Source organism: Seohaeicola zhoushanensis, assembly GCF_014656415.1.
In the GTDB taxonomy this organism is placed as follows: Bacteria; Pseudomonadota; Alphaproteobacteria; order Rhodobacterales; family Rhodobacteraceae; genus Seohaeicola_A; species Seohaeicola_A zhoushanensis.
Genome location: NZ_BNCJ01000001.1, coordinates 790919 through 813091 on the forward strand (window position 1 = coordinate 790919; position 22173 = coordinate 813091).

The window sequence follows — 22173 nt, forward strand, 5'->3', positions numbered from 1 at the left end:
CGGCGGCATCCCCAAAAGCGCGCCGCCGCAGCCCTAGCCCAGCATGTCGCGGCGGCTCGGCAACAGCACCGTCAGCACGCCGAGCGCGGGCAGGAAGGCGCAGAGGCCGAAGACGAAGGAGATGCCCTCGATATCCGCCAGCACCCCCAGCGCCGCCGCGCCGATCCCGCCGATGCCGAAGGCAAGGCCGAAGAACAGCCCGGCGACCATGCCGACGCGGCCCGGCAGCAGCTCCTGGCCAAAGACCACGATGGCCGGGAAGGCCGAGGCGAGGATGACGCCGATGATGACGCTCAGCACGCCGGTCCAGAACAGGCTGGCATAGGGCAGCAGCAGGGTGAAGGGCAGCACGCCCAGGATCGAGACCCAGATCACCGTCCGCCGCCCGATCCGGTCGCCCACCGGCCCGCCGATCACCGTGCCGAAGGCGGCGGCGGCGAGGAAGAGGAACAGCATCTGCTGCGATTCCTCGGTCGAGAGGCCGAAGCGGTCGATCAGGAAGAAGGTGTAATAGCTGCCCATCGAGGCCATGTAGACATGCTTCGAGAAGATCAGCGTGACCAGGATGGTCAGCGCCAGCACCACCTTGCGCCGCTCCAGCTGCGGCGCCGGCTTGGCCGGCCGCTTGCGCGCCGCGGCCTGCGCCTGCACGTGCCAGCGGCTGATCAGCGTGAGGATCAGCATCCCGGTCAGCGCCATCAACGCGAACCAGCCGACACTGCCGCGCCCGAAGGGCACCACCACGAAGGCGGCCAGCAGCGGGCCGGCGGCCGAGCCGAAGTTGCCCCCGACCTGGAACACCGACTGCGCCAGCCCGAACTTCCCGCCCGAGGCTGACCGCGCCACCCGGCTCGCCTCGGGGTGGAACACCGCCGAGCCGACGCCGATCATCGCCGCGCCCAGGATCAGCATCGGGTAGCTCTGCGCCGATGAGAGCAGCACCAGCCCGAACATCGTCGACCCCATGCCGACCGGCAGCGAATAGGGCAGCGACTTGCGGTCGGTGACGATGCCGACCACCGGCTGCAACAGCGAGGCGGTGACCTGGAAGCAGAAGGTCAGCAGGCCGATCTGCCAGAAATCCAGCGTGAACTCGTCCTTCAGCATCGGGTAGATCGCCGCCAGCAGCGACTGCATAACGTCGTTCAGCATGTGGCACAGGCTGATCGACAGCAGGATCGCATAGGTGGTGGTATCGGCCCGGTGCGAGGGCAGGGTGGCGTCGGTCATGGCAGTCTCCTTCCGCGACGGGATACCCCGCTTGCGGATCGCGTGCTTTCGTGGTTTGGTCAATTATCTTCGTGATCGGGCCAAAGATGAGTCACGACGTCACCTCCACCATCGCCGCCAACATGCGCGCCATCGCCGAAGCGCAGGGTGCCATCTTCGCCGCCGGAACCGACTACCCCGCCGGCACCCAGGTGCCGCCGCACAGCCACGACCGCCACCAGCTGATGCACGGGCTTTCCGGCGTGCTGATGGTCTCCACCCCCGCCGGCCACTGGATCGTGCCGCCCGAACACGCGCTCTGGATTCCGGCGGGCTGCACCCATTGGGTCGAGATGCTGGGCGCGGTCCGGATGCGTTCGGTCTATGTCCGCCCCGGCGACATCGCCGCGCAGGACAGCCCGCGCGTGCTCGGCATGACCCCACTGGTCCGCGCCCTGCTGGTCGAGGCGGTGGGCATGGCCAACCGTCCCGAGGAGGCCTTCCGCGACCGCCTCGTCGCCGAGCTGCTGCTGACCGAGATCCCGCGCCTGCCGGAACAGCCCCTGGCCCTGCCGCTGCCGGTCGAACCGCGCCTGCTCCGCCTCTGCCGCGCCTTCATCGCCGCGCCCGACGCCCGCGCCTCGCTCGACGACTGGGCCACCCGCGCGGGCATGAGCCGGCGCAGCCTGTCGCGCCACTTCCGCACCGAGACAGGCCTCAGCCTGGATCACTGGCGCCAGCAGGCCTGCGTCTTCGCCGCGCTGCCGCGCCTGATCGAGGGAGAGAAGGTGACCACCGTGGCGCTCGACCTCGGCTATGACAGCCCGGCCGCCTTCACCACCATGTTCCGCAGGATGCTGGGCGAAACCCCGCGCGCCTACGCCAGGCGTTAGCGCTCAGACCGCCACCAGCAGGGCGTCGCGCGCGCGGATCTGAGTCCGCGCCGCCTGCACCATCTGAGGGAACCGCGCCGCCAGTTCAGGTTCGTCCGGCAGGTGGCTCTCGCTGGGGACGCCTTCCGAGAAGACCACCTCGTGGCGGTCGAAGACCAGGTGCCAATAGGTCACCCGTCCCCCCGGAACCCGCCGCACCGTGATGTCGTTCACCAGGTGCTTGGCCGCCACGAAAACCTCGCTGTCGCCAAAGAACAGGTCCGCGCGCCAGTCGGCGATCAGCATCCGGTGCTGCGGCGAGACCAGCAGCGGCCGGGCATTCCCCAGCGCCCCCGCCTCGAAGCGGATCGGCGCCAGCGCACCCTCGGCGAGCATCGTTTCGGACAGTACCGCGCGCAGCGGCTGCAACCCGTGGTCCATCGTCCGCACCATGTCGCCGGCACGCAGATCCTCGACCGCGACCTCGCCCCGCGCGGTCTCGATCAGCGTCCCGGTGGTGAAACAGGCCGGCTCGGCATAGACCGGCGCCGAAGGCTTGGTCAGGTCATTGACCGTCAGCTTGGTATTGCCGTTCGTCAGGTCGGCGGTGTTGTCGCCATCGGCGTTCATGTCGATGGCAAAGGTCCGGGCCTCGCCGTTCGGCATATGCACCCGGATGAACCCGGCATGTTGCTGCGCGTCGCCCCGAACGTCGCCGTAACCGAGGAATTCATAGGTCAGCTTGGTGGTGCCGCCATCCAGCGAGACATAGTCCGACCACTCCATCGACGCGTTCGGCTGGTCGGTCTCGATGAATGTCAGCTGCGATGCGCCGCCCGTGACGATGTTGATCGTGCCACCCAACTGGGCCGGGTCGCCGTTCACATCCTGGGCCATCATGGAAAGTGTAGACAAGGCAGCCGGATTCCCACCAAGGACCCGTGCGCCTCGTGGCTGCGCGGGGTGACGAGGTCACACGCCGACAACACCCGCAATCTGTGTCCCTTTTGGGGCAAATCCCGCGCAATCTTTTGAAATTGCGCGGGATTGTCTTCTTTTTGGTTACTCCGCCGGGATCGCCGTGCCTTCGACGCTCAGCGGAGCGGCGAGATGGATCAGCATCTCCTTCGGGCAGACCTGGACGAAGTTCTTCCGCTCGATCTCCCAGTGCTGGAGGATATCGGCGGCGCGGCGGCTGCCGGTCTCCTTCAGGTGGCGCTCGATCAGGTCCTTGAGCTGGTTCTCCCAGTGCTCGACCGTCACCGGGCAAACCACCAGGGTCTCCATGTTCATCAGCGTCTGCGCCTGGCCTGCGGGGTCATAGAGATAGGCCATGCCCCCGGTCATGCCGGCGCCAAAGTTCGCGCCGATCTCGCCCAGGATCACGGCGACACCGCCGGTCATGTATTCGCAGCCGTTCGACCCACAGCCCTCGATCACCACCTTCGCGCCCGAGTTGCGGACAGCGAAACGCTCGCCCGCCCGGCCGGCGGCGAAGAGATAGCCGTCGGTCGCGCCGTAAAGCACGGTGTTGCCGATGATGGTGTTCTCGCTGGCTTCCAGCGGGCTCGACATCGGCGGACGCACCACGATGATGCCGCCCGACAGGCCCTTGCCGACATAGTCGTTGGCATCGCCGCTGACTTCCAGCTTCAGGCCGGGGGCCGCGAAGGCGCCCAGCGACTGGCCGGCCGACCCCTGCAGCTTGACCGTCAGGTGGTCCGACTGGAAGGCGTTGCGCATCCCGAAGTTCTGCACGATCAGGCTCGACGTGCGGGTGCCCACCGTGCGGTGCGTGTTCTGCACCGCGTAGGAAAGCTGCATCTTCTCGCCGTCCTTCAGGAACCGCGCCGCGTCGCGCACGATCTCGGCGTCCAGTGTGTCGGGCACCGGGTTGCGCGGCTTGTCGCGGTCATAGACGATATCCGACGCGCCGCTGACCGTGATCAGCAGCGGGTTGAGGTCGAGATCGTCCAGATGCGCCGACCCCCGGCTGACCTGCGCCAGCAGGTCGGCCCGGCCGATGACGTCGTCGATGCTGCGCGCACCGATGGCCGCCAGCAGCTCGCGCACTTCTTGGGCGTAAAAGGTGATGAGGTTCACCACCTTGTCGGCATTGCCGGTGAACTTCTGGCGCAGGGCAGGGTCCTGCGTGCAGACGCCCACGGGGCAGGTGTTGCTCTGGCACTGGCGCACCATGATGCAGCCCATGGCGATCAGGGCGGCGGTGCCGATCCCGAACTCCTCGGCGCCCATCATCGCCGCCATGACGATGTCGCGCCCGGTGCGCAGGCCACCGTCGGTGCGCAGCGTCACCCGCTCGCGCAGCTTGTTCATCGCCAGCACCTGATGCGCCTCGGTCAGGCCCATCTCCCACGGCAGACCCGCATATTTGATCGAGGTCGCCGGCGAGGCCCCGGTGCCGCCATTGTGGCCCGAGATCAGGATGACGTCGGCCTTGGCCTTCGCCACGCCCGCCGCGATGGTGCCCACGCCCGAGCTTGCCACCAGCTTGACCGTCACCTTGGCGCGCGGGTTGATCTGCTTGAGGTCGTAGATCAGCTGCGCGAGGTCTTCGATCGAGTAGATGTCATGGTGCGGCGGCGGCGAGATCAGCGTGACGCCCTTGGTCGAATGGCGCAGACGGGCGATCAGGTCGGTGACCTTCATCCCCGGCAGCTGGCCACCCTCGCCTGGCTTGGCACCCTGCGCAACCTTGATCTCCAGTTCCTCGCACTGGTTCAGGTATTCGGCGGTGACGCCGAAACGCCCCGAGGCCACCTGCTTGATCTTGGCCGAGGGGTTGTCGCCGTTCGGCTCCGGCAGGAAGTGCGCCGGATCCTCGCCACCCTCACCCGAGTCGGACTTGGCGCCGATCCGGTTCATCGCCACGTTCAGCGTCTTGTGCGCCTCGGGGCTGAGTGCCCCGAGCGACATGCCCGGCGTCACGAACCGCTTGCGGATCGAGGTGATGCTCTCGACCTCTTCAATCGGAACGGCAGGCCCCAGCGGCTTGATGTCCAGCAGATCGCGCAGGTGGATCGGCGGATTGCTCTGCATCTTGGCCGAATACTGCTTCCACATCTGGAAGCTGCCGGTCGAGCAGGCCGTCTGCAGCATGTGCATCGAGGTGGCTTCCCAGGCGTGGGTCTCCCCGCTGGCCCGGGCCTTGTAGAACCCGCCGATCGGCAGCACGTCCAGGCCGGATTCCCAGCCCTTGGCATGCACTTCCTCGGCCTTGTGCTGGATGCCGCTCACCCCGATGCCCGAGATCCGGCTGGTCATGCCGGGGAAATACTCGGCGCACATGGCGCGGGACAGGCCCACCGCCTCGAAGTTCAGACCGCCGCGATAGGAGGAGATCACCGAGATCCCCATCTTCGCCATGATCTTCAGCAGCCCCTGGTCGATCGCATTGCGATAGCGCGCCATCGCCTCGGTCAGCGGCCCGTCCAGCAGCCCGCGCTCGATCCGGTCGGCAATCGAATCCTCGGCCAGGTAGGGGTTCACCACCGTCGCGCCGCAGGCGATCAGCACCGCGAAGTAATGCGCGTCGATGCATTCCGCCGTCCGCACCGAAAGCGAGCAGAAGGTCCGCAGACCCTGCCGCGTCAGGTGGCTGTGCACCGCGGAGGTCGCCAGGATCATCGGCATCGCCACCTTGCCCGGCCCCGAATGCTGGTCGGTCAGCACGATATGCCCGGCCCCCGAACGCACCGCGTCCTCGGCTTCCGAGCGGATCCGCGCCAGCCCCTTCTGCAACGAGCGTTCGCCCGGTTCAAAGGTGCAGTCGATCTCGGTGAAGGGCGCGTTGAACTGCCCGATCAGCGCCTCGAACTGCGCGTTGCCCACGAAGGGGCTTTCCAGCACGACGATCTCGGTCTGGCTCGAATCCTCGTCCAGCACGTTCTTGAGGTTGCCGAAGCGCGTCTTCAGGCTCATCACCCGGAATTCCCGCAACGAGTCGATCGGCGGGTTGGTCACCTGGCTGAAGTTCTGCCGGAAGAAGTGGCTCAGCGGGCGATACTGCTTGGACAGCACGGCCGAGGGCGTGTCATCGCCCATCGAGGCCAACGCTTCCTTGCCGTCCTCGGCCATCGGCGCCAGGATCTGCTCCAGCTCCTCGATGGTATAGCCGGCCGCGATCTGCCGCTGCCGCAGCTCCTTGCCGCTGAACAGCGCCTTCTCGGACACGCCCGCCAGCACCTCGTCGGCGTCGTTGATCTTGCCGACCCACTCGCCGAACGGCTGGTTCGCCGCCAGCTGGTCCTTGATCTCGGTGTCGTGGAACAGCTGCCCGCGCTTCATGTCCACGGCGATCATCTGGCCGGGGCCAAGCGCGCCTTTCTCGACCACGGTCGTTTCGTTGACCGGCACCATGCCGGCTTCCGAACCCGCGATCAGCAGCCCGTCGCCGGTGACGACATAGCGCATCGGCCGCAGACCGTTCCGGTCAAGCCCGGCGCAGACCCAGCGCCCGTCGGTCATCGCCAGCGCCGCCGGTCCGTCCCAGGGCTCCATCACCGAGTTGCAGTAGGAATACATGTCGCGCCAGGCCTGCGGCAGTTCCACCGCCTGCTTCGACCAGCTCTCCGGCACCAGCATGGTCTTGGCCATCGGGGCCGACCGGCCCGCGCGCACCAGCACCTCGAACACCGCGTCCAGCGCCGCCGAATCCGACGACCCGCCGGGGATGATCGGCTTGATGTCCTCGGCCATGTCCCCGAACGTGCCCGAGGCCATGCGGATCTCGTGCGACTTCATCCAGTTGACGTTGCCCTTCAGCGTGTTGATCTCGCCGTTATGCGCCAGCATCCGGAACGGCTGGGCCAGCCACCACTGCGGGAACGTGTTGGTCGAATAGCGCTGGTGATAGATCGCAAAGGCCGATTCAAACCGCTCGTCCATCAGGTCGGGATAGAAGACGGCGACCTGCTCGGCCAGCATCATGCCCTTGTAGATGATCGACCGGCAGGACAGCGAGGCGAGATACATGCCCGCGATGCCCTCGGCAATCGCCGCCTTCTCGATCCGGCGGCGGATCACGTAAAGCTCGCGCTCGAAGGTCTCTTCGTCGACGCCCTTCGAGTTCGAGATCAGGATCTGCTCGATCTCGGGGCGCGTCGCATTGGCCTTTTCGCCCAGGCAGGTCACATCCACCGGCACGTGGCGCCAGCCATAGATGTAATAGCCCATGCGCAGCACTTCGGTTTCCACGATGGTCCGGCAGGTTTCCTGCGCGGCGAAGTTGGTGCGCGGCAGGAAGACCTGACCGACGGCAATCAGCTGGTCCATCTTCGGCTCGTGGCCGGTGCGGCGGATCTGGTCATAGAAGAAGGGGACCGGGATCTGCACGTGAATGCCCGCGCCGTCGCCCGTCTTGCCGTCGGCGTCAACGGCGCCACGGTGCCAGATCGCCTTCAGCGCCTTGATGCCCGACTCGACGACAGACCGGCTCGCCTTGCCATCGACCGAAACGACAAGACCAACGCCGCAGGAGGAATGCTCCTCCTCTTCGCGATACAGCCCGTTCTCGGCCATCCACTTGCGCTTGGTCTCTTCCTCGAGAACCCAGGCTTCATCGTATTTGGTCATGGCATGTCTCCTTCGGAAACGAACGGGTTGGCTTTTTCGTAGTCTGTTGCGCTGATGCGCGTGATCTCGCCGGCATAGTTCCATCCCTCCGGCGCACGGTCGGCATAGACCACATGGGTCAGCCGCGCGCCGCCGGCATTGGGGAACAGGCCCGGCATCAGTTCGTATTGCTTGCCGTCATCGCGGATCCACAGGTTCGATCCGCAGGTGTCGCACCAGGCGCGCTCGGCAAAGGGGGACGAGCGATAGGTCTTCACCGGCCCCCGGACCGTGACCGTCTCGGCCTCGGCATCCACGCCGATCATAGCCGACCCGCTCCAGCGGGTGCACATGTCGCAGAAGCAGGCGCCCATCTCCGGGGCCAGCACCGCCTCGATGGTCACCGCGCCGCAAAGGCAGCGTCCATGCTGAAGCGCGCTCACGGCCCATCCTCCGGGATTCCGAACTTGGCCAGGATCTCCTTGCGCGTCAGCCGCTTGTGATCGCCCGCAATGGCCCAGCCGGGCATCTTGTGGTCGATGTAGATCTCGCTCACCAGCTCCATGCCGCTGGCATCGTCGAACAGCCCGACCGGAATCTCGTAGTGCTCCGACATCGGCCCTTCGGCGGTCACGTGGTAATACAGCCCCGACCCGCAGCGCTGGCACCAGGCCCGCTCGGCCCAATCCGAGGAATGCAGCGCCTTGATATGCGCCTCGCCGGTCCAGGTGATCCCGGCGGCTGGCACCGAAACGGCCAGCAGCGCCGAGCCGGTCCAGCGGCGGCACATCTCGCAGTGGCAGGCGCCATAGGTCGCGGGCACGTCCTTCGCGGTGAACGTCACCGCGCCGCACATGCATTGTCCGGTTCGCGTGCTCATGCAAAGGCCTCCTCGCTGGTCAGACGCGGATGCGTGCCGGCAAAGGCATAGGCGGCCGGCTTGGTCTCGACGCAGATCTCCTTGGCGAAGACCATGCCGCTCTTGTCGTCGAGCGCACCGAAGGCGATGGAATAGCCGTGCGGCGCATCCGAAGGCGTCACCGAACGATACCACAGGTTCGCGCCGCAGGTGCCGCAGAAGCTGCGCTCGGCCCATTCGGACGAGCGATAGCTGCGCACCGCATCCAGCCCGGTGATCTCGATCTGCGCGGCCTCGACGTTGAAAGACAGGTTCACCCCGCCGCTGATCCGCTGGCAGATCGTGCAATGACAGGCGCCGAAGCTCTCCGGCGCGTCGCGCAGGGTGAATCTCACCGCGCCGCACAGGCATCCTCCGCTCCGCTCAGTCATGGCCGTGCATTCCGTGGCCGGCGTGGCCATCGTCATATCCGCGCAAGCGCTGATAGGTCATGATCTGGTGGTGGGTCAGCAACGGCTTGACGTCGAGGTGGGCGGCGAGGTGCACCGCGCGCAACTCGCCACGGATGCGGCCCGCCTCGGCGGTCAGCGCAGTCAGCCGGGCGGTGTCGATGGCGCCCTCGGCGAAGGCGGCGTTCAGCCGGGCCTCGACATCGACGAACTCGGAGCCAAGGCGCTTGGCCTCGGCCTGCATGGCGTCGAAAATGGCCTTGATCGCCGCGCGCTGGGCGGGGTCGAGGTCCAGGTCGTCGGCGAGTTCCAGAACATGCGCCGGACCGGGATAGCCGTTCAGCTCGGCCGGCTTTGCCAGGCCCCAGCCGCGCCCGGCGAGCAGGTCTTCCACGTCCTGTGCCGACAGCGCCGCGATCTCGCGGCTCTGCTGACCGGCATAGGGCTGGGCGCTGGCCTGCGCACTGGCGGCCAGCCCCGCCAGCGCCACCAAGGCCGTCGCGGTCAGCGTCAGAGTGCGTATCATGGCTCCCTTCCTCCGTCTCGATGGCCGGCGCACCGGCTGGGGTTTTCAGGTGTCCCGAATCCACTCCCCGGAATCGGTGTTTGTTTTCAGCGAGTTACGAAGTGTCCTAGCTAGGACACCCCAAAATCACTCCGCGGCGACCGCTTTCGGGGCCGCGAAATCCTTCAGAATCGCCGCCGCGCAGTCGCGTCCGTCCCGGATCGCCCAGACCACCAGCGAGGCCCCGCGAACGATATCGCCCACCGCGTAGACCCCCGGCAGATCGGTCCGCCCGGAGGTGAACTCGGCCCGCACCGTGCCCCAGCGGGTCACCGTCAGCCCCGGCTCGCCCCAGAGCGTCGGCAGCTCTTCCGGCTCGAACCCCAGCGCCTTGATCACCAGGTCGGCCTCCTCGACATAGTCGGCCCCCTCGATCACCTCCGGTGCCTGCCGCCCGCTCGCATCCGGCTTGCCCAGCCGCATCTTCTGAACCATCACGCCGCTGACGCGGCCACCCTTGTCGGTGAAGCCCTTCGGCGCCGACAGCCATTCAAAGACCACGCCCTCTTCCTCGGCGTTCTGAACCTCGCGCTGGCTCCCCGGCATGTTGGCCCGGTCCCGGCGATAGAGGCACTTCACGCTGGTCGCGCCCTGCCGGATCGCGGTCCGCACGCAGTCCATCGCCGTGTCACCGCCGCCGATCACCACCACCCGCTTGCCCTTGGCATCCATCTGCCCCGAGTCGAACTCGGCCACCGCATCGCCAAAGCTCTTGCGGTTCGAGGCGGTGAGATAGTCGATCGCCCGCTCGATCCCGGCCGACCCGCTGCCGGGTCCCCCCAGGTCGCGCGACTTGTAGACGCCGGTTGCGATGATCACCGCATCATGCGCCGCCCGGATGTCGGCGAAGGAGATGTCGACGCCCACGTCGCAGTTCAGCTTGAAGGTCACGCCGCCCGCCACGAGCTGGTCATTGCGCCGCGTCACCACGTCCTTCTCGAGCTTGAAGCCGGGGATGCCATAGGTCAGCAGCCCGCCGGCGCGGTCATAGCGGTCATAGACCGTGACCTGCACGCCCGCCCGCCGCAGCATGTCCGCCGCCGCCAGCCCGCCGGGGCCCGCGCCGATGATCCCGACACTTTCCTTGCGCTCACGCGCCGGCGCCGCCGGCTTGACCCAGCCATTCTCCCAGGCGGTGTCGGTGATGTATTTCTCGACCGAGCCGATGGTCACGGTGCCATGCCCCGACTGCTCGATAACGCAGTTGCCCTCGCACAGCCGGTCCTGCGGGCAGATCCGTCCGCAGATCTCGGGGAAGGTGTTGGTCGCCTGGCTGATCTCGTAGGCTTCCTGCAACCGTCCGCTCGCGGTCAGGCGCAGCCAGTCCGGGATGTTGTTCTGCAGCGGGCAGTGGCTCTGGCAATAGGGCACGCCGCACTGGCTGCAGCGGCTCGCCTGCTCCTCGGCCTTGGCCTTGGCGAATTCGGCGTAGATCTCGTGGAAATCGTGCGACCGCTCCTCGGCCGGACGCTTCGCAGGCATCTCGCGACCCAGAGCCACGAATTTCAGCATCCGTTCCTTTGCCATCTGGCCATCCCTTCTTCGGTACCGCACGGTGCGCCTTACTAGAACGGGGCTGGAGAAATTAAAAGTCAGCAATGCTGACCTAAATGGGCAAAACGGAGGCCGCTGGGGAAAGAAATTCACTCGTGTATCAATTTTTAGGTCAGTATAAGTTACCTAACGCGTGGTCAGGTGAGCGAAAGTGCCACCAAAGCCACCCCGCCGACAATGATTCGCCACCAGCCGAAGACCGCGAAGCCGTTGCGGGAAACATAGTCCAGCAGCCAGCGCACGACGAGCACGGCGGCCACGAAGGCGGCGACAAAGCCGACGATGATCTCGTTTACAGCGCTTGCATCGAGCATGTGCCGCGTCTTGTACAAATCATAGGCAAAGGCGCCGGCCATCGTCGGCATCGACAGGAAGAACGAGAACTCGGCGGCGGCGCGCCGTCCCGTGCCCAGCAGGCGGGCGCCGACGATCGTAGCACCGCTGCGCGAGACGCCGGGAATCATCGCCAGGCACTGGATCACTCCGATCGCCAGCGCCGTGCCGAGCGGCAACTTCATGGCGTCCTCGTGCCGGGGCGGCGGGGAAATACGGTCGACCGCAAGCAGTATGAATCCGCCCAGCAGCAGCATCAGCGCGATCAGCCGGGGGGTCTCGAACAGGACGGTCTTGATGAAGTCATGCGCCAGCACCCCGATCACCACGGCCGGCAGAAAGGCGATCAGCACCGAGAGGATGAACCGCCGCGCCGCCGGATCGTGCGGGGCGGCGGAGAAAACGCCGATCAGCTTGGCTGAATAGACGGTGAGGATCGCCAGCACGGCGCCCAGCTGGATCACCACCTCGAAGGTCTTGCCCGCGCTCTCGAAGCCAAGGAAATGGCCGGCGAGCAGCAGGTGGCCGGTGGAAGAGACCGGGATGAACTCGGTCAGGCCCTCGATCAGGCCGAGGACCAATGCGACCAGCAGGGTATGTTCAGTCAAGGCTCAGCCGATCTTGCGCAGATTGCGGGCCGAATCCTTGATCGCGTCGTACTGCCCCGACGGGCGGAACCGCCATAGGTAGTCCGGCAGCACCGATTCCAGCGCCGCGGGCAGGATGCCCAACTCGGACAGGCCCCTGGCGCCCGGCGCCACGACATTGTCGCGACCCAGCGATTTCAGCTGGTCGCGGGTCAGTACGCCATTGCTCACCAGCCCCATGGTCACGCCCTGCAGGCAGTCGAAGGCAAAGGCGATGATGGCGGCGACGAAATGCGGCAGCGGCAGCAGGACGCGGCGGCGGTGGATCACCTGCAGCATCTGCTCCATCAGCTTGTGGAAGCTCAGCACTTCCGGCCCGCCGAGTTCGTAGACACCCGGAGCGGCCTCGCCCTTGATGCCCTTCACCGCGGCCTGGGCCACGTCATCGACGTAGACCGGCTGGAACAGGGTGCCGCCGGAAACGACCGGCAGGATCGGGCCAAGCCGCGCCATGCCGGCGAAACGGTTGAAGAAGCCGTCTTCGGGCCCGAAGATGATCGAGGGGCGCAGGATCACGGCACTCGGGAAATGCTCCAGCACCGCGGCCTCGCCGGCCGCCTTGGTGCGGCCGTATTCGCTGGCGGCCTCGGGATCGGCGCCGATGGCCGAGAGGTGCACCATCTGCGCCACGCTCTGGGCCGCTGCGATGCGGGCGATACGCCCGGCGCCCTCGTGCTGCACGGCCTCGAAGGTATTGGCGCCGGATTCGTTCAGGATGCCGACGCAGTTCACCACCGCATCCGCCCCCGCCATCGCGGCGGCAACCGAGGCATCGTCGCGGATGTTGCAGAACACCGGCTCGACCTGGCCGACCACGCCGTAGGGGCGTACGAATATCGCTTCGTTCGGACGGCGGACGGCGACGCGGACGCGCCAGCCCTCCTTGGCCATCCGCCGCGCCACATAGCGCCCGACGAAGCCAGAGCCGCCGTAGATGGTGACGAGTTTCGACATGAATAAGCCTCCGGACCGGTCCGATCCCTCATTAGCCCCGACAGAGGCCAACGACAAGGCGGCAGTCCGTCGCTTTGTCGCTACCTTCAACAAGGCTGCCGCAACGGCAACTACATGCTTCTCAAATCTTTCTTCACGACCCCCGTTGACAGCCCCCCGCGCCAGAGTTACACGCCCCTCCACGCAGCCTGTGCCCAGGTGGCGGAATTGGTAGACGCGCTGGTTTCAGGTACCAGTGGCTTAACGGTCGTGGAGGTTCGAGTCCTCTCCTGGGCACCACAAAACCAGAAAATTTTCTTTCAATTCAGTAACTTAAATGGGTGACCTCCGGCATTCATCCACCCTTTTATCCACCTCTTTTTGTGTTGGCAGCATGAAGCCCTCACCGGCCAACTCCGCTACGCAACTTCAGGCTCTCTGCAATTTCTAGTATTGGTTGCCGAATTCTGGCGGTCCCCAGTCTTCGACATTGTCTTTCGGATCATTGGTGAAGCGGTCTATGTCTTTACGGACCGTCTCACCATTCAGTTCCGTGCTCGGCGCTGTGACCATCATCGCAACGGCTTGGATGAACTCTAACAACTTCCCATGCCGTTGTCCGACCTTGCTGCCATCGGAAACCGTGGTGTAGGTAACCCTCCTACCAGCGTCCTGCCATGCATAGCAGCATGTTTCCACGATGTACTGCCGACGCTTGTCTCGAGTCGCGCGTTTGTCGAGCGGTGACATGTCGGCAGCAGAGCCAGGTGTCTCAAGGATTAGGTCGATTGCGGCCACGATGCCCGGTGCGATGGCCTCGGCTCCATCCAACTCGGCTATGAGTTCCGGCAACAGCGACGCGACTTCGGGTGTGGGAGCAAACTGTGTGGACAGTCCGGTCAAGTGATCTCGAAGTCTTGCGGGCGAAATGGCCTGCGCTTTGGCAAATCGTTTCAGCCGTTTGAGGGTGGGTTGCGCACGCTTGATCGCTTCTAATCGGTTAACTTCGAACAGGTTGACCAAAACGTCGTCATCGTTGTTTAGGCAGTGGCCCAGCTCAACGGACAGTCGCCGCACGATATCTTCATCAAAGTCGAAAGCGGCACACAGGTGAGCGTTCATGCCCTCTGAAAGGGCGCCTGTCTCACCGTAGTTGCCAAGCCGCCAAGGCGGTGTGCCATGCGGTCTGAGGCCATCCTTATGAAGATAGATCGAGTAGTCTTCTACAGGCTCATCGAAGCCTAGATCATCGGAATTTCCAGCTTCACGGGTCGTCACCGTAATCTTCTCCAAATAGTACTCGTGATTGGCGTTGCACACTATTCTCGAGCGGCGGGTCTCCTGTTCACCGCTGGGCCATGCTGAGAAGAGTGCGGGCGTCGACCGCCCGCCAAGACTCGCATGTTGCACCAATCGTCGGCGGCAGAAAAGCAACCAAGAACAATCGCAGCGCCAGAAAAGATGCTGGCCCGAACCGCCTGCGCGACTTGAGGGCTCCGTCGCTTCGGGCCAGCTGATGTTGCGCTCAATCTCGCTTTGGTAAGCTGACTCACACCAAAATTTGGAGATCAATACACTTAGTCCGAAGAGTCGCAAAATTGGACGTTCCAGGCCGAGAAGGGCTTCTGCCCGACTCCGTTCTGCCTGGTTTACACTTGCTGCTTTCCCTGGCGAACGATCTGGAAAAAGTGGCGACCACGGTGTGTTCCCTTACCGGCCTCCAATAGGGAACGATGGTTCGGGGACTACCCCATCCCGCGCCGACGCGACCCCTTCTGGTCCGGCGCAGAAACGCGACAACGGAACCCACCGGACACCGATCACCAATGTGCGATCGGCGTATCGGGGACTGCTTGGACTGTGCTCAGTCCATGCGGGGCAGGTGAGAAGCCTGCGGGGAAGCGGCTGGCCCCCGAAAAAAAGGCATCGCGTGGATACGAACCTGAAAGCGAAGGGCCTTCCTCTGTAGAGCGGGGGGAAGGAGCGGGGGCCGGCTATTGTCCTATTCGATGTATCAATGAATCCCCCTGAAATGCTGGAATGCAGCGCAAGTGACGAACTCCTCCTCGTCGCGACCGCCTAGAACCTACGCAAACTGGTAAAGATCCTTACCACAACGCAGCAACCGCAGAGCGCCTGGATCGAAGAAGCATTGTCTGAAGCTTCTGGGCGAAAGGCTCATTGCGCGAGAATTCGACCGTCAGGTCGCTGAGCTACTGGTCCGCATCGCTGTTCTGAACGGCTGCAACTCTCGTTGCGCCCACTTTCGGAAACCCTCCACGAACAGCAAAGAAGTATCATGTTCGAACGATTTCCTTCTGAGCCGCTGCCGATTGTCCCTGATCCATCATCTGGATCGCCGCCTTGCGCAGCATTGCCTGGTCGGAGCCACAGACGAACACCGTAACGCCCCTGGCGTGCCACACGGGCACCTGGGCCGCATCGCCGACAAAGAGACCCACCGCCATTCCGTTGCGCTTGCCTGCCTCGATGATCCGTTCGATTGCGGCGTCGAGGTCCGGGGAGGGGAAAGCGACGCTCATGGATTGCGACAGGTCGGCCGGGCCGATGAACATCATGTCGACGTCGGGGATGGACGCGATCTGGTCGAGTTGGTCGAGGGCGCTGGCGTCCTCGATCTGTACGACGGCAATGCCGGCGGCATCGGAGGCCTCACGGTAGTCCGGGATCGACATGCCGCCGTAGTTCCCCGCGCGAGGCGAGGGAGAGAGGCCACGCTTGCGGCGGGCGAAGCGGATCGCGTCGCAAACGGCTTCGGCGTCGGGCTTGTTCATGACGTGCGGGACCATGACCCCGGTCAGCCCGAGGTCGAGCAGGGGGGCGATCCAGTCGCGCTCCTTGCCCCAGCGGCGGGACAGCAGGGGCAGGCCAACCGCGCGCCCGGCCATGGCCATCATGTCCATCTGGCTGAGGTCGATTGGGGCGTGTTCTTGGTCGATGACGGCAAAGTCCAGGCCGGCGTGGCCCAGGATTTCGACGACATGCGGTGCGGGCGTCTTGACGAACGTTCCGATCAGCAAATCCCCGGCGCGGATGCGGGCTCTGAGTGTCTGGGTCATGGTCGGGCCTCAGTCCGACAGGCCGATGACGTCGGCCGCATTGGTGGCGACCATCGCGCGGATCTCGTTCTCGGTGCAGCCCAGCGAGAGGCAGGTCGCAACTCCGAGCTGAAAGCCCTCCAGCGGGTTCAGCGTCCCGACCTGGCCGAGGTCTGAGCAGAGGATGGTGCGTTCGGCGCCAACGAGGTCGATGAAGGCCTTCAGGTCCTCGTTGGAACGGGTGCGGAATTTCGATCCTTCGAGGAAGAAGGCCAGCGAGTGCTCGACATATGCGCCCATGTACGCGATCTCCCTGGTATCGTCCATCGAAGCGCCGACGATGTCCTCGGGGTGGGTGAAGATCAGCCGCTCGACCCCGCGGTTGCGGGCTTCGCGGAAGACGATCTTGGTCTCGGAGACGTGGATGTGCCCGCTGGCGAGCGCCATGCCGGTTGCCGCCACGACGTCGAGCAGGTCGAGCACTTCGGGCCGCAGCTTGCCGTCTTCGAAAAGCGGTACCGGCGATGCGTGCCGCATCTTCTGGGTCGATGCCGGGTGCTGCCAGCCGGAGTTCTTTTCCCATTCGAGGTGATTCTCGGCGGCGAGGGTCGGCAGCCAGACGATCTTGCCGCCGCAGGCGGCGGTGTGCTCGACCGCGTAGGGGTTGATGCCGCCCACCACGTTGTTCAGCACGATGCCGGAAAAGATCCTGGTCGCAAGCTCGGGGTGATGATCGGTGATCAGCTTGGCACAGATGACGCCGGAATAGTCGTGGTCCTTCGACACCATCGCGGCGAAGCCGGCATCGGAATACATCCGCGCCAGGTCGAGATGGTCGATCGCGCGCGGCGCCATGGATGGACCGGAGTGCACATGCGGGTCGACGGCGCCTTTCAGGATCTCGCCGATCCGGTCGGACTGCTCGAGCGCAATTGTCTGGATGGTCGTCATGGTTGGTCCTCCCCGGGCCTTTGCACATGCATATGTATCGCATTGCGATCCGATGTTCTGACAAGCGGAACACTCATAGAGCTATTTTTTGGCAACCGACATGTCAAGACGAACTTGCCGGGCAAGTTCGCGACCCAGGTCCTGGGGAATGGTCAGGCCGCGTAGCCGAGTTCGGCCGAGATATGGGCGGCGGCGGTGCGGACGGCCTCGATCTGCGCCGGATCGGGGGGCGTGCCGATGTACTGGGTCAGACTGACGATGGCGATCGTGATGACCGCCTCGCCATCGGCGTTGAAGATCGGGCAGGCCAGGGCGTTGAGGCCCAGCATGGTCTCATTCGGCGCGGTGGCCCAGCCCTGGTCCGCAACCTCGGAAATGTGGCGGGCGAGGGCTGCCCTGTCGGTGATGGTGAATTCCGTCGAGGGCACGATCGGGTCGGGGATCAACGCTTCGCGGCGTTCGGCCGGCATCGACGCCAGCGCGACCTTGCCCTGGGCGGAATTGTGAAAGCGCAGCAGCGAACCCGGTCTAACGCCGACCTCGATCTGCATCGTGCCGTTCAGGGTATTGAGGATCCGGATCCCGTTTTTCTCGACCTGGCCCAGGCTGACGGCCTGCCCCGTGACGTCCCGCAGCGTCCGCATGTGCGGCATCGCGACCGAGGTGAAATCGGCCGAGCCGGACGCGGCGCGGCCAAGCGCGATGAGGCGCGCGCCGATACGGTAGCGCTCGGTCTGTTCCGACTGCGAGATGTAGCCGAGGGCGACCAGGTTCCGCAGATGCCGGTGGATTCGGCTCTTGGTCGTGCCGAGGGCAGAGGCCAGCGCGGTCACCCCCATGTCGCCATTCGCATTGGCCAGGGTTTCGAGCACCTGCAGCGCCATTGCGACGCTCTGGATCGTGTCCGACCTGTCTGAACTCTCTGATGTCACTGGTCAATCCTCCGGTGGGTTCGTCTTAACAGGATCCGCTGATCGCCGTGAACACAGAATACTTGACAGATTGAACATCGCACAAGTATGTTCCGTCTCAGAGAACGATGTATCGCATTGCGAGACGAGAGATTGGCCGGGGAGGAGAACTCGGAGCGTAACTGCAGGGCCGGAAGGGTCCCCGCTGACCGGCAACAATGCTGGTGATGCGGGTGGCCACCACCTTGAGAGCCCGCAGACGTGCCCCTCCCAACACACCAAGCCGGTCGCGCCTGCGTCGCTGAAAGGAAGACCATGTACGACAAGTCGGATCCCCGCGCGTCGCTTGCTCCCGCCAAGGCGGGCAGCCTGCTCAGTCAGACCGGACTCGTGGCCGAGCCGCAGGTGGCGCGGTTCTACCAGGCCGCACCCCAGATCGTGGATGCGACGGGCAAGACCTGGCTGCATCGCGGTCACAATTTCCTGGTGGCCTATTCCGAGGCGGCAGCCGGGATGCCCTTCGAACGGGTCGGCCAGGTCGATGAGTATTGCGTTCTTCTTCCGAAGGCCGGCGGCAGCATCGTCTGGAATGGCGAGAGGACCGAGGTGCCGGGTTACTCCATCGCCTTCGTGCCGCCCGGCAACAGCAGCGTCACCGTGACGGGTGGCGGCGAACTGGTCCGGCTCTTCTCGACGCAGAACGGCGATCTTGCCGAAGCTTGCGGAAATGCGCGGGGCTATGACGTGCCACGCGCGCATATTCCGCCGTTTCAGCCCTGGCCGGAGCCCAACGGCGGCTGGAAGGTGCGGGTCTATTCACTGGACGTCGCGCAAAAGGAGGGTCGGTTCGGTCGAATCTTCCGGTGCACCACGCTCATGGTGAACGTGCTCGACCCATACGAGGGGCCGAGAGATGCCTCGAAGATGTCGCCACACCACCACGACGATTTCGAGCAAGGCTCGCTCGCCCTGGCCGGAGAGTTCACGCATTACCTCCGCTGGACCTGGACCAGCGACATGGCGGATTGGCGGGACGACCAGGCACTGGAGATGGCGTCGCCCTCGCTTTTGGTGATCCCGCCGCCGGTCATTCACACGACCCGTGCGACCGGCGCGGGGACGAACCTGCTTGTCGATATCTTCAGCCCGCCGCGCGAGGACTTCTCGCTGAAACCGGGCTGGGTGCTGAACGCCGACGACTACCCCATGCCGGACTGAGCCGGCCCAACGGACACCCCCGCCCGACCGCAACCAATCGCGGCCGGGCCGATACGACCCCCAGGGAGGAAACCCGAAATGATTACAAGAAGAACTCTGCTCCGGACCGGCGCCGCACTGGGTGCAACCCTGAGCATGCCCTATGTAGCCCGCGCGGCGGGGCGGACCATGCGGATCGCCCACGCGGCGAACGAGGTTCATCCGGGCCACATCCTGGCCACCAGTTTTGCCGAAGGCCTGCAAGAGCTGATGCCCGGCGGGTTCAACGTCCAGATCTTCCCCAACCGCCAGCTGGGCGATGACAAGCAGCTGCTCGAAGGCGCCGTCGCGGGCACCATGGATGTCACCGCCGTCTCGGGCGTGCTGATCCCGCTTGTCACCGGTCGGCAGGCCATGAATGCCTGGCAACTGCCTTTCCTGGTGCGCGACTACGACCATTTCGGGGAACTGGCGCTGGGCGAGGTCGGCCAGAAGATCCAGGCGGACCTGGCCGAGGCGGGCCTGATCGGTCTGGCGACTGCGGATACCGGCCAGCGCAACTTCCTGTCGGTCAAGAATACCGTAACCTCGGTGCCGGACTTCGCCGGCCTGAAGACCCGCATCGTTCCCGTCCCACTGCACAAGCAGATCTGGGAAACGGTGGGCACCGCGCCGGTCGGTCTGCCCTATGGCGAGGTCTATGGTGCGTTGGAGACCGGTGTCATCGATGCCGTCGAAATCAACGTCTCATCGATGCTGGGCGAAAACCTCTGGGAGGTCGGCAAGCATTTCACCCTGACCGGCCATTACCCCTGGCACATGGCCACGGTGATGTCGCAGCGGTATTGGGATGATCTCAACGACGAAGAGAAAGCGGCCGTGACCGAGGCCGGCCGGCGCTCGATCGCCAAGACGCTGGCCTATGCCAAGACGCAGGACCTGGAAGGCCGCGAGCAGCTGAAGGGCAAGGGCGTCGAGATCGTCGAACTGACCGATCTCGACGCGATGCGCCAGCGCGTGTCGGCGCTGACCTCGGAATGGGCCGCCAAGGACCCGCTGATCGCCAACTTCGTCGCCGCGACCGGCGCGTCGTCGTAAACCATGAGGCCGGGTGGCCCGTTCCGCCCGGCCCATCCGCCAACCAAGCCTATGGGATTCCCGCCATGAGTGACCGCACCGGTGCGCTTTCGCGCCTTGTGACCTGGTATGTCCGGCTGATCCGGTTCCTCGCCGGGCTCTGCATGGCGTTGATCGTGGCGGTGATGATCGCGCAGGTCTTCTACCGTTACGTCCTTGGCGGAAGCCTGATCTGGGCCGAGGAACTTTGCCGCTATCTGCTGATCTGGCAGACGTTTCTCGTGCTCGGGCTCGCCTATTCACGGGGCGAGTTCGTCTCGCTGGATTTCCTGCCGTCGAGCCTGGCGCCACGCGGGCGCTGGATCCTGCGCGCGGTTATGGCCGTGCCGGTCATCATCTTCCTGATCGTGCTGGCCTGGTACGGCTATGACTTCGCGTCGCGGTTTGACCGGCAAACGATCCCCGCGATCGATTTCATCTGGACCTCGCTGACCGGATCGGCCCTCGGCCTCTCGATCAAGTGGGTCTACGTGTCGGTGACCGTCGGCCTGGCGCTGATGGCGGCGCATGTGGTGGCAGATCTTGTCGTCACCTTCCGCCGCCAGTTCGTCGAAAACGCGCCCGATACTCCGAGCACTCCCAACACCGAGGCAGCAGCCTGATGGCCAGTTTCTTCATTCTCTTCGCCGGGTTCCTGGCGTCCGGCATCCCGATCGCCCTGGCGCTTGGCATCGCGGGAACCGCCTATCTCTACCTCTCCGGCAACGCGATGATGCTGCTGATGCTGCCGCAGCGGATGATCGCCGGAATCGACCAGTTCGTCTTGCTGACCATCCCGCTGTTCCTGCTGGCCGGCGCCCTGATGAACGTGGGCGGCGTCACCGAGCGCATCGTCACCTTCGCCCGCGCAATGGTGGGGCACCGGCGCGGTGGCATGTCCTCGGTTTCGATCCTGTCGTCGGGGTTCTTCGCCGGCATCTCGGGCAGCGCGACCGCCGAGGCTTCGGCTCTCGGTGCCATCCTGATACCCTCGATGTCGAAGCAGGGGATGCCCCCTGCCTATGCGGCGGCGCTGATCGCGGTCAGCTCGGTCATGGGGCCGATCATTCCGCCGTCGATCACGATGATCATCTATGGTGTGCTGTCGGGGGCCTCGATCGGGCAGCTGTTCCTTGCCGGGGTGGTGCCCGGTATCGGCATCGCTGCGGGGCTGCTGATCTATGCCACCTATCGGGCCAAGCGAGACGGTTTTCCCGTGACCCCGCGCGTCAATGCGCGCGAAAGGCTTGCGGCGACCAAGCGCACGCTGCCGGCGCTGATCCTGCCGCTGATCATCCTGGTCGGCATCAAGGCGGGGATCTTCACCCCGACCGAGGCCGCCGCGGTCGCGGTTGCCTATGCCCTGGTCATCGGGTTCATCTACCGCGACCTGACGGTCGCGCGGGTCTGGGAGTCCCTGATCGCCACTGCGCTGGTTTCGGCCTCGATCCTGTTCATCACGTCGATGGCGAGCATCGTGTCCTTCGTCTTCACGCTGGAACAGGTGCCGCAGCTGATCGCCGACGCGATGCTGTCGCTGACCGATAACCCCTGGATGATCCTGCTGCTGCTGAACATCTTCCTGCTGATCCTCGGCATGTTCCTCGAGCCGATCTCGATCCTGATCCTGACCATGCCGATCCTGCTGAAGTTCCAGGCGATGATCGGGATGGACCCGGTGCAGTTCGGCACCGTGGTCGTGCTGAACGTCGTGATCGGCATGGCGACGCCGCCGGTGGGCATCCTGCTGTTCATCGCCTCGGCCATCTCCGGCGAGCCGGTGACGCGGGTGATCCGCGAAGCCTTGCCGCTGATCGGGATCTGCCTGGTCGTTCTGGCGCTGATCGCGCTGGTCCCGCAGCTTACATTGTTCTTCCCGCGAGCGCTGTTTTGACGCGGTCGCAACGAAGGACTGGTTATTAGAAAGCCAGGATCACCTGTTTT

At 65.0% G+C, this 22173-nt stretch carries 19 protein-coding genes, 1 tRNA gene and 1 pseudogene; 7 read left to right on the top strand and 14 right to left on the bottom strand.

Going from position 1 to position 22173, the window contains the following annotated elements:
- Positions 1-33 precede the first annotated feature (33 nt).
- A complete protein-coding gene (locus IE266_RS03910; RefSeq protein WP_189678715.1) occupies positions 34-1230 on the bottom strand; it encodes an MFS transporter in 1197 nt (398 codons plus the stop codon).
- An 86-nt stretch (positions 1231-1316) separates the two neighbouring features.
- Between IE266_RS03910 and IE266_RS03915 the strand changes: the two genes are divergently transcribed.
- Positions 1317-2102 (top strand): AraC family transcriptional regulator, encoded by a 786-nt coding sequence (locus IE266_RS03915; protein ID WP_189678716.1) that lies wholly within the window; start codon positions 1317-1319, stop codon positions 2100-2102.
- A 3-nt stretch (positions 2103-2105) separates the two neighbouring features.
- Here IE266_RS03915 and IE266_RS03920 read toward each other — a convergent pair whose 3' ends face one another.
- The 9 genes from IE266_RS03920 to IE266_RS03960 form a co-directional block, all read right to left on the bottom strand.
- Positions 2106-2996 (bottom strand): Hint domain-containing protein, encoded by an 891-nt coding sequence (locus IE266_RS03920; RefSeq protein ID WP_189678717.1) that lies wholly within the window; start codon positions 2994-2996, stop codon positions 2106-2108.
- A 147-nt stretch (positions 2997-3143) separates the two neighbouring features.
- Positions 3144-7676: a glutamate synthase large subunit gene (gene gltB, locus IE266_RS03925; RefSeq protein WP_189678718.1), complete on the bottom strand. Its 4533-nt coding sequence runs from the start codon at positions 7674-7676 to the stop codon at positions 3144-3146.
- Positions 7673-8098, bottom strand: coding sequence for a GFA family protein (locus tag IE266_RS03930; RefSeq protein ID WP_229863878.1), 426 nt, complete (start codon positions 8096-8098; stop codon positions 7673-7675). The genes gltB and IE266_RS03930 overlap by 4 nt, the downstream gene beginning before the upstream one ends.
- Positions 8095-8535, bottom strand: a complete 441-nt coding sequence (locus tag IE266_RS03935) for a GFA family protein (protein ID WP_229863879.1) — start codon at positions 8533-8535, stop codon at positions 8095-8097. Before IE266_RS03935 ends, IE266_RS03930 begins: the two co-directional genes overlap by 4 nt.
- The gene (locus IE266_RS03940; RefSeq protein WP_189678719.1) at positions 8532-8945 is read right to left on the bottom strand and encodes a GFA family protein; all 414 of its coding nucleotides are present in this window, start codon (positions 8943-8945) and stop codon (positions 8532-8534) included. The genes IE266_RS03935 and IE266_RS03940 overlap by 4 nt, the downstream gene beginning before the upstream one ends.
- Positions 8938-9489, bottom strand: a complete 552-nt coding sequence (locus IE266_RS03945) for a Spy/CpxP family protein refolding chaperone (protein ID WP_189678720.1) — start codon at positions 9487-9489, stop codon at positions 8938-8940. The genes IE266_RS03940 and IE266_RS03945 overlap by 8 nt, the downstream gene beginning before the upstream one ends.
- Positions 9490-9615: 126 nt before the next feature.
- Positions 9616-11055, bottom strand: a complete 1440-nt coding sequence (locus IE266_RS03950; RefSeq protein WP_189678721.1) for an NAD(P)-dependent oxidoreductase — start codon at positions 11053-11055, stop codon at positions 9616-9618.
- Between the two features lie 164 nt (positions 11056-11219).
- Entirely contained in the window at positions 11220-12023 is an 804-nt protein-coding gene (locus IE266_RS03955) for an undecaprenyl-diphosphate phosphatase (protein WP_189678722.1), read from the bottom strand.
- Positions 12024-12026: 3 nt separating this feature from the next.
- A complete protein-coding gene (locus tag IE266_RS03960) occupies positions 12027-13016 on the bottom strand; it encodes a complex I NDUFA9 subunit family protein (protein WP_189678723.1) in 990 nt (329 codons plus the stop codon).
- A gap of 192 nt (positions 13017-13208) precedes the next feature.
- On the opposite strand from IE266_RS03960, the gene IE266_RS03965 reads away from it, so the two are divergent.
- Positions 13209-13295: transfer RNA gene (locus IE266_RS03965), tRNA-Leu, on the top strand.
- Positions 13296-13442: 147 nt separating this feature from the next.
- On the opposite strand, the gene IE266_RS03970 is transcribed toward IE266_RS03965, so the two are convergent.
- Complete coding sequence (locus tag IE266_RS03970) at positions 13443-14288, bottom strand: hypothetical protein (protein WP_189678724.1); 846 nt, start codon at positions 14286-14288, stop codon at positions 13443-13445.
- An 848-nt stretch (positions 14289-15136) separates the two neighbouring features.
- Between IE266_RS03970 and IE266_RS03975 the strand changes: the two are divergent.
- Positions 15137-15238, top strand: a pseudogene (locus IE266_RS03975) (IS5/IS1182 family transposase); the annotation flags it as partial.
- A gap of 54 nt (positions 15239-15292) precedes the next feature.
- On the opposite strand, the gene IE266_RS03980 reads toward IE266_RS03975, so the two are convergent.
- The 3 genes from IE266_RS03980 to IE266_RS03990 all read right to left on the bottom strand — a co-directional run bounded on the left by IE266_RS03980 (position 15293) and on the right by IE266_RS03990 (position 17889).
- Entirely contained in the window at positions 15293-16075 is a 783-nt protein-coding gene (locus IE266_RS03980; RefSeq protein ID WP_189678725.1) for an HpcH/HpaI aldolase family protein, read from the bottom strand.
- Positions 16076-16084: 9 nt separating this feature from the next.
- The gene (locus IE266_RS03985; protein WP_189678726.1) at positions 16085-17005 is read right to left on the bottom strand and encodes a DUF6282 family protein; all 921 of its coding nucleotides are present in this window, start codon (positions 17003-17005) and stop codon (positions 16085-16087) included.
- A gap of 152 nt (positions 17006-17157) precedes the next feature.
- Positions 17158-17889 carry an IclR family transcriptional regulator gene (locus IE266_RS03990; RefSeq protein WP_189678727.1) on the bottom strand — a complete coding sequence of 244 codons (732 nt, stop codon included), beginning with the start codon at positions 17887-17889 and terminating at the stop codon, positions 17158-17160.
- 342 nt (positions 17890-18231) lie between these two features.
- Here IE266_RS03990 and IE266_RS03995 point away from each other — a divergent pair, with 342 nt between their 5' ends.
- The 4 genes from IE266_RS03995 to IE266_RS04010 all read left to right on the top strand — a co-directional run bounded on the left by IE266_RS03995 (position 18232) and on the right by IE266_RS04010 (position 22123).
- Complete coding sequence (locus tag IE266_RS03995; protein ID WP_189678728.1) at positions 18232-19134, top strand: cupin domain-containing protein; 903 nt, start codon at positions 18232-18234, stop codon at positions 19132-19134.
- A gap of 135 nt (positions 19135-19269) precedes the next feature.
- Positions 19270-20211 carry a TRAP transporter substrate-binding protein gene (locus IE266_RS04000; RefSeq protein WP_189678729.1) on the top strand — a complete coding sequence of 314 codons (942 nt, stop codon included), beginning with the start codon at positions 19270-19272 and terminating at the stop codon, positions 20209-20211.
- Positions 20212-20276: 65 nt separating this feature from the next.
- A complete protein-coding gene (locus tag IE266_RS04005; RefSeq protein ID WP_189678730.1) occupies positions 20277-20852 on the top strand; it encodes a TRAP transporter small permease in 576 nt (191 codons plus the stop codon).
- The gene (locus tag IE266_RS04010) at positions 20852-22123 is read left to right on the top strand and encodes a TRAP transporter large permease (protein WP_189678731.1); all 1272 of its coding nucleotides are present in this window, start codon (positions 20852-20854) and stop codon (positions 22121-22123) included. The genes IE266_RS04005 and IE266_RS04010 overlap by 1 nt, the downstream gene beginning before the upstream one ends.
- Positions 22124-22173 lie beyond the last annotated feature (50 nt).

Coding starts and splice junctions, on each gene's coding strand:
- IE266_RS03910 (WP_189678715.1), bottom strand. CDS start 1,230: ATGACCGACGCCACCCTGCCCTCGCACCGGGCCGATACCACCACCTAT.
- IE266_RS03915 (WP_189678716.1), top strand. CDS start 1,317: ATGAGTCACGACGTCACCTCCACCATCGCCGCCAACATGCGCGCCATC.
- gltB (WP_189678718.1), bottom strand. CDS start 7,676: ATGACCAAATACGATGAAGCCTGGGTTCTCGAGGAAGAGACCAAGCGC.
- IE266_RS03935 (WP_229863879.1), bottom strand. CDS start 8,535: ATGAGCACGCGAACCGGACAATGCATGTGCGGCGCGGTGACGTTCACC.
- IE266_RS03940 (WP_189678719.1), bottom strand. CDS start 8,945: ATGACTGAGCGGAGCGGAGGATGCCTGTGCGGCGCGGTGAGATTCACC.
- IE266_RS03945 (WP_189678720.1), bottom strand. CDS start 9,489: ATGATACGCACTCTGACGCTGACCGCGACGGCCTTGGTGGCGCTGGCG.
- IE266_RS03950 (WP_189678721.1), bottom strand. CDS start 11,055: ATGGCAAAGGAACGGATGCTGAAATTCGTGGCTCTGGGTCGCGAGATG.
- IE266_RS03960 (WP_189678723.1), bottom strand. CDS start 13,016: ATGTCGAAACTCGTCACCATCTACGGCGGCTCTGGCTTCGTCGGGCGC.
- IE266_RS03980 (WP_189678725.1), bottom strand. CDS start 16,075: ATGACCCAGACACTCAGAGCCCGCATCCGCGCCGGGGATTTGCTGATC.
- IE266_RS03985 (WP_189678726.1), bottom strand. CDS start 17,005: ATGACGACCATCCAGACAATTGCGCTCGAGCAGTCCGACCGGATCGGC.
- IE266_RS03990 (WP_189678727.1), bottom strand. CDS start 17,889: ATGGCGCTGCAGGTGCTCGAAACCCTGGCCAATGCGAATGGCGACATG.
- IE266_RS03995 (WP_189678728.1), top strand. CDS start 18,232: ATGTACGACAAGTCGGATCCCCGCGCGTCGCTTGCTCCCGCCAAGGCG.
- IE266_RS04000 (WP_189678729.1), top strand. CDS start 19,270: ATGCCCTATGTAGCCCGCGCGGCGGGGCGGACCATGCGGATCGCCCAC.
- IE266_RS04005 (WP_189678730.1), top strand. CDS start 20,277: ATGAGTGACCGCACCGGTGCGCTTTCGCGCCTTGTGACCTGGTATGTC.
- IE266_RS04010 (WP_189678731.1), top strand. CDS start 20,852: ATGGCCAGTTTCTTCATTCTCTTCGCCGGGTTCCTGGCGTCCGGCATC.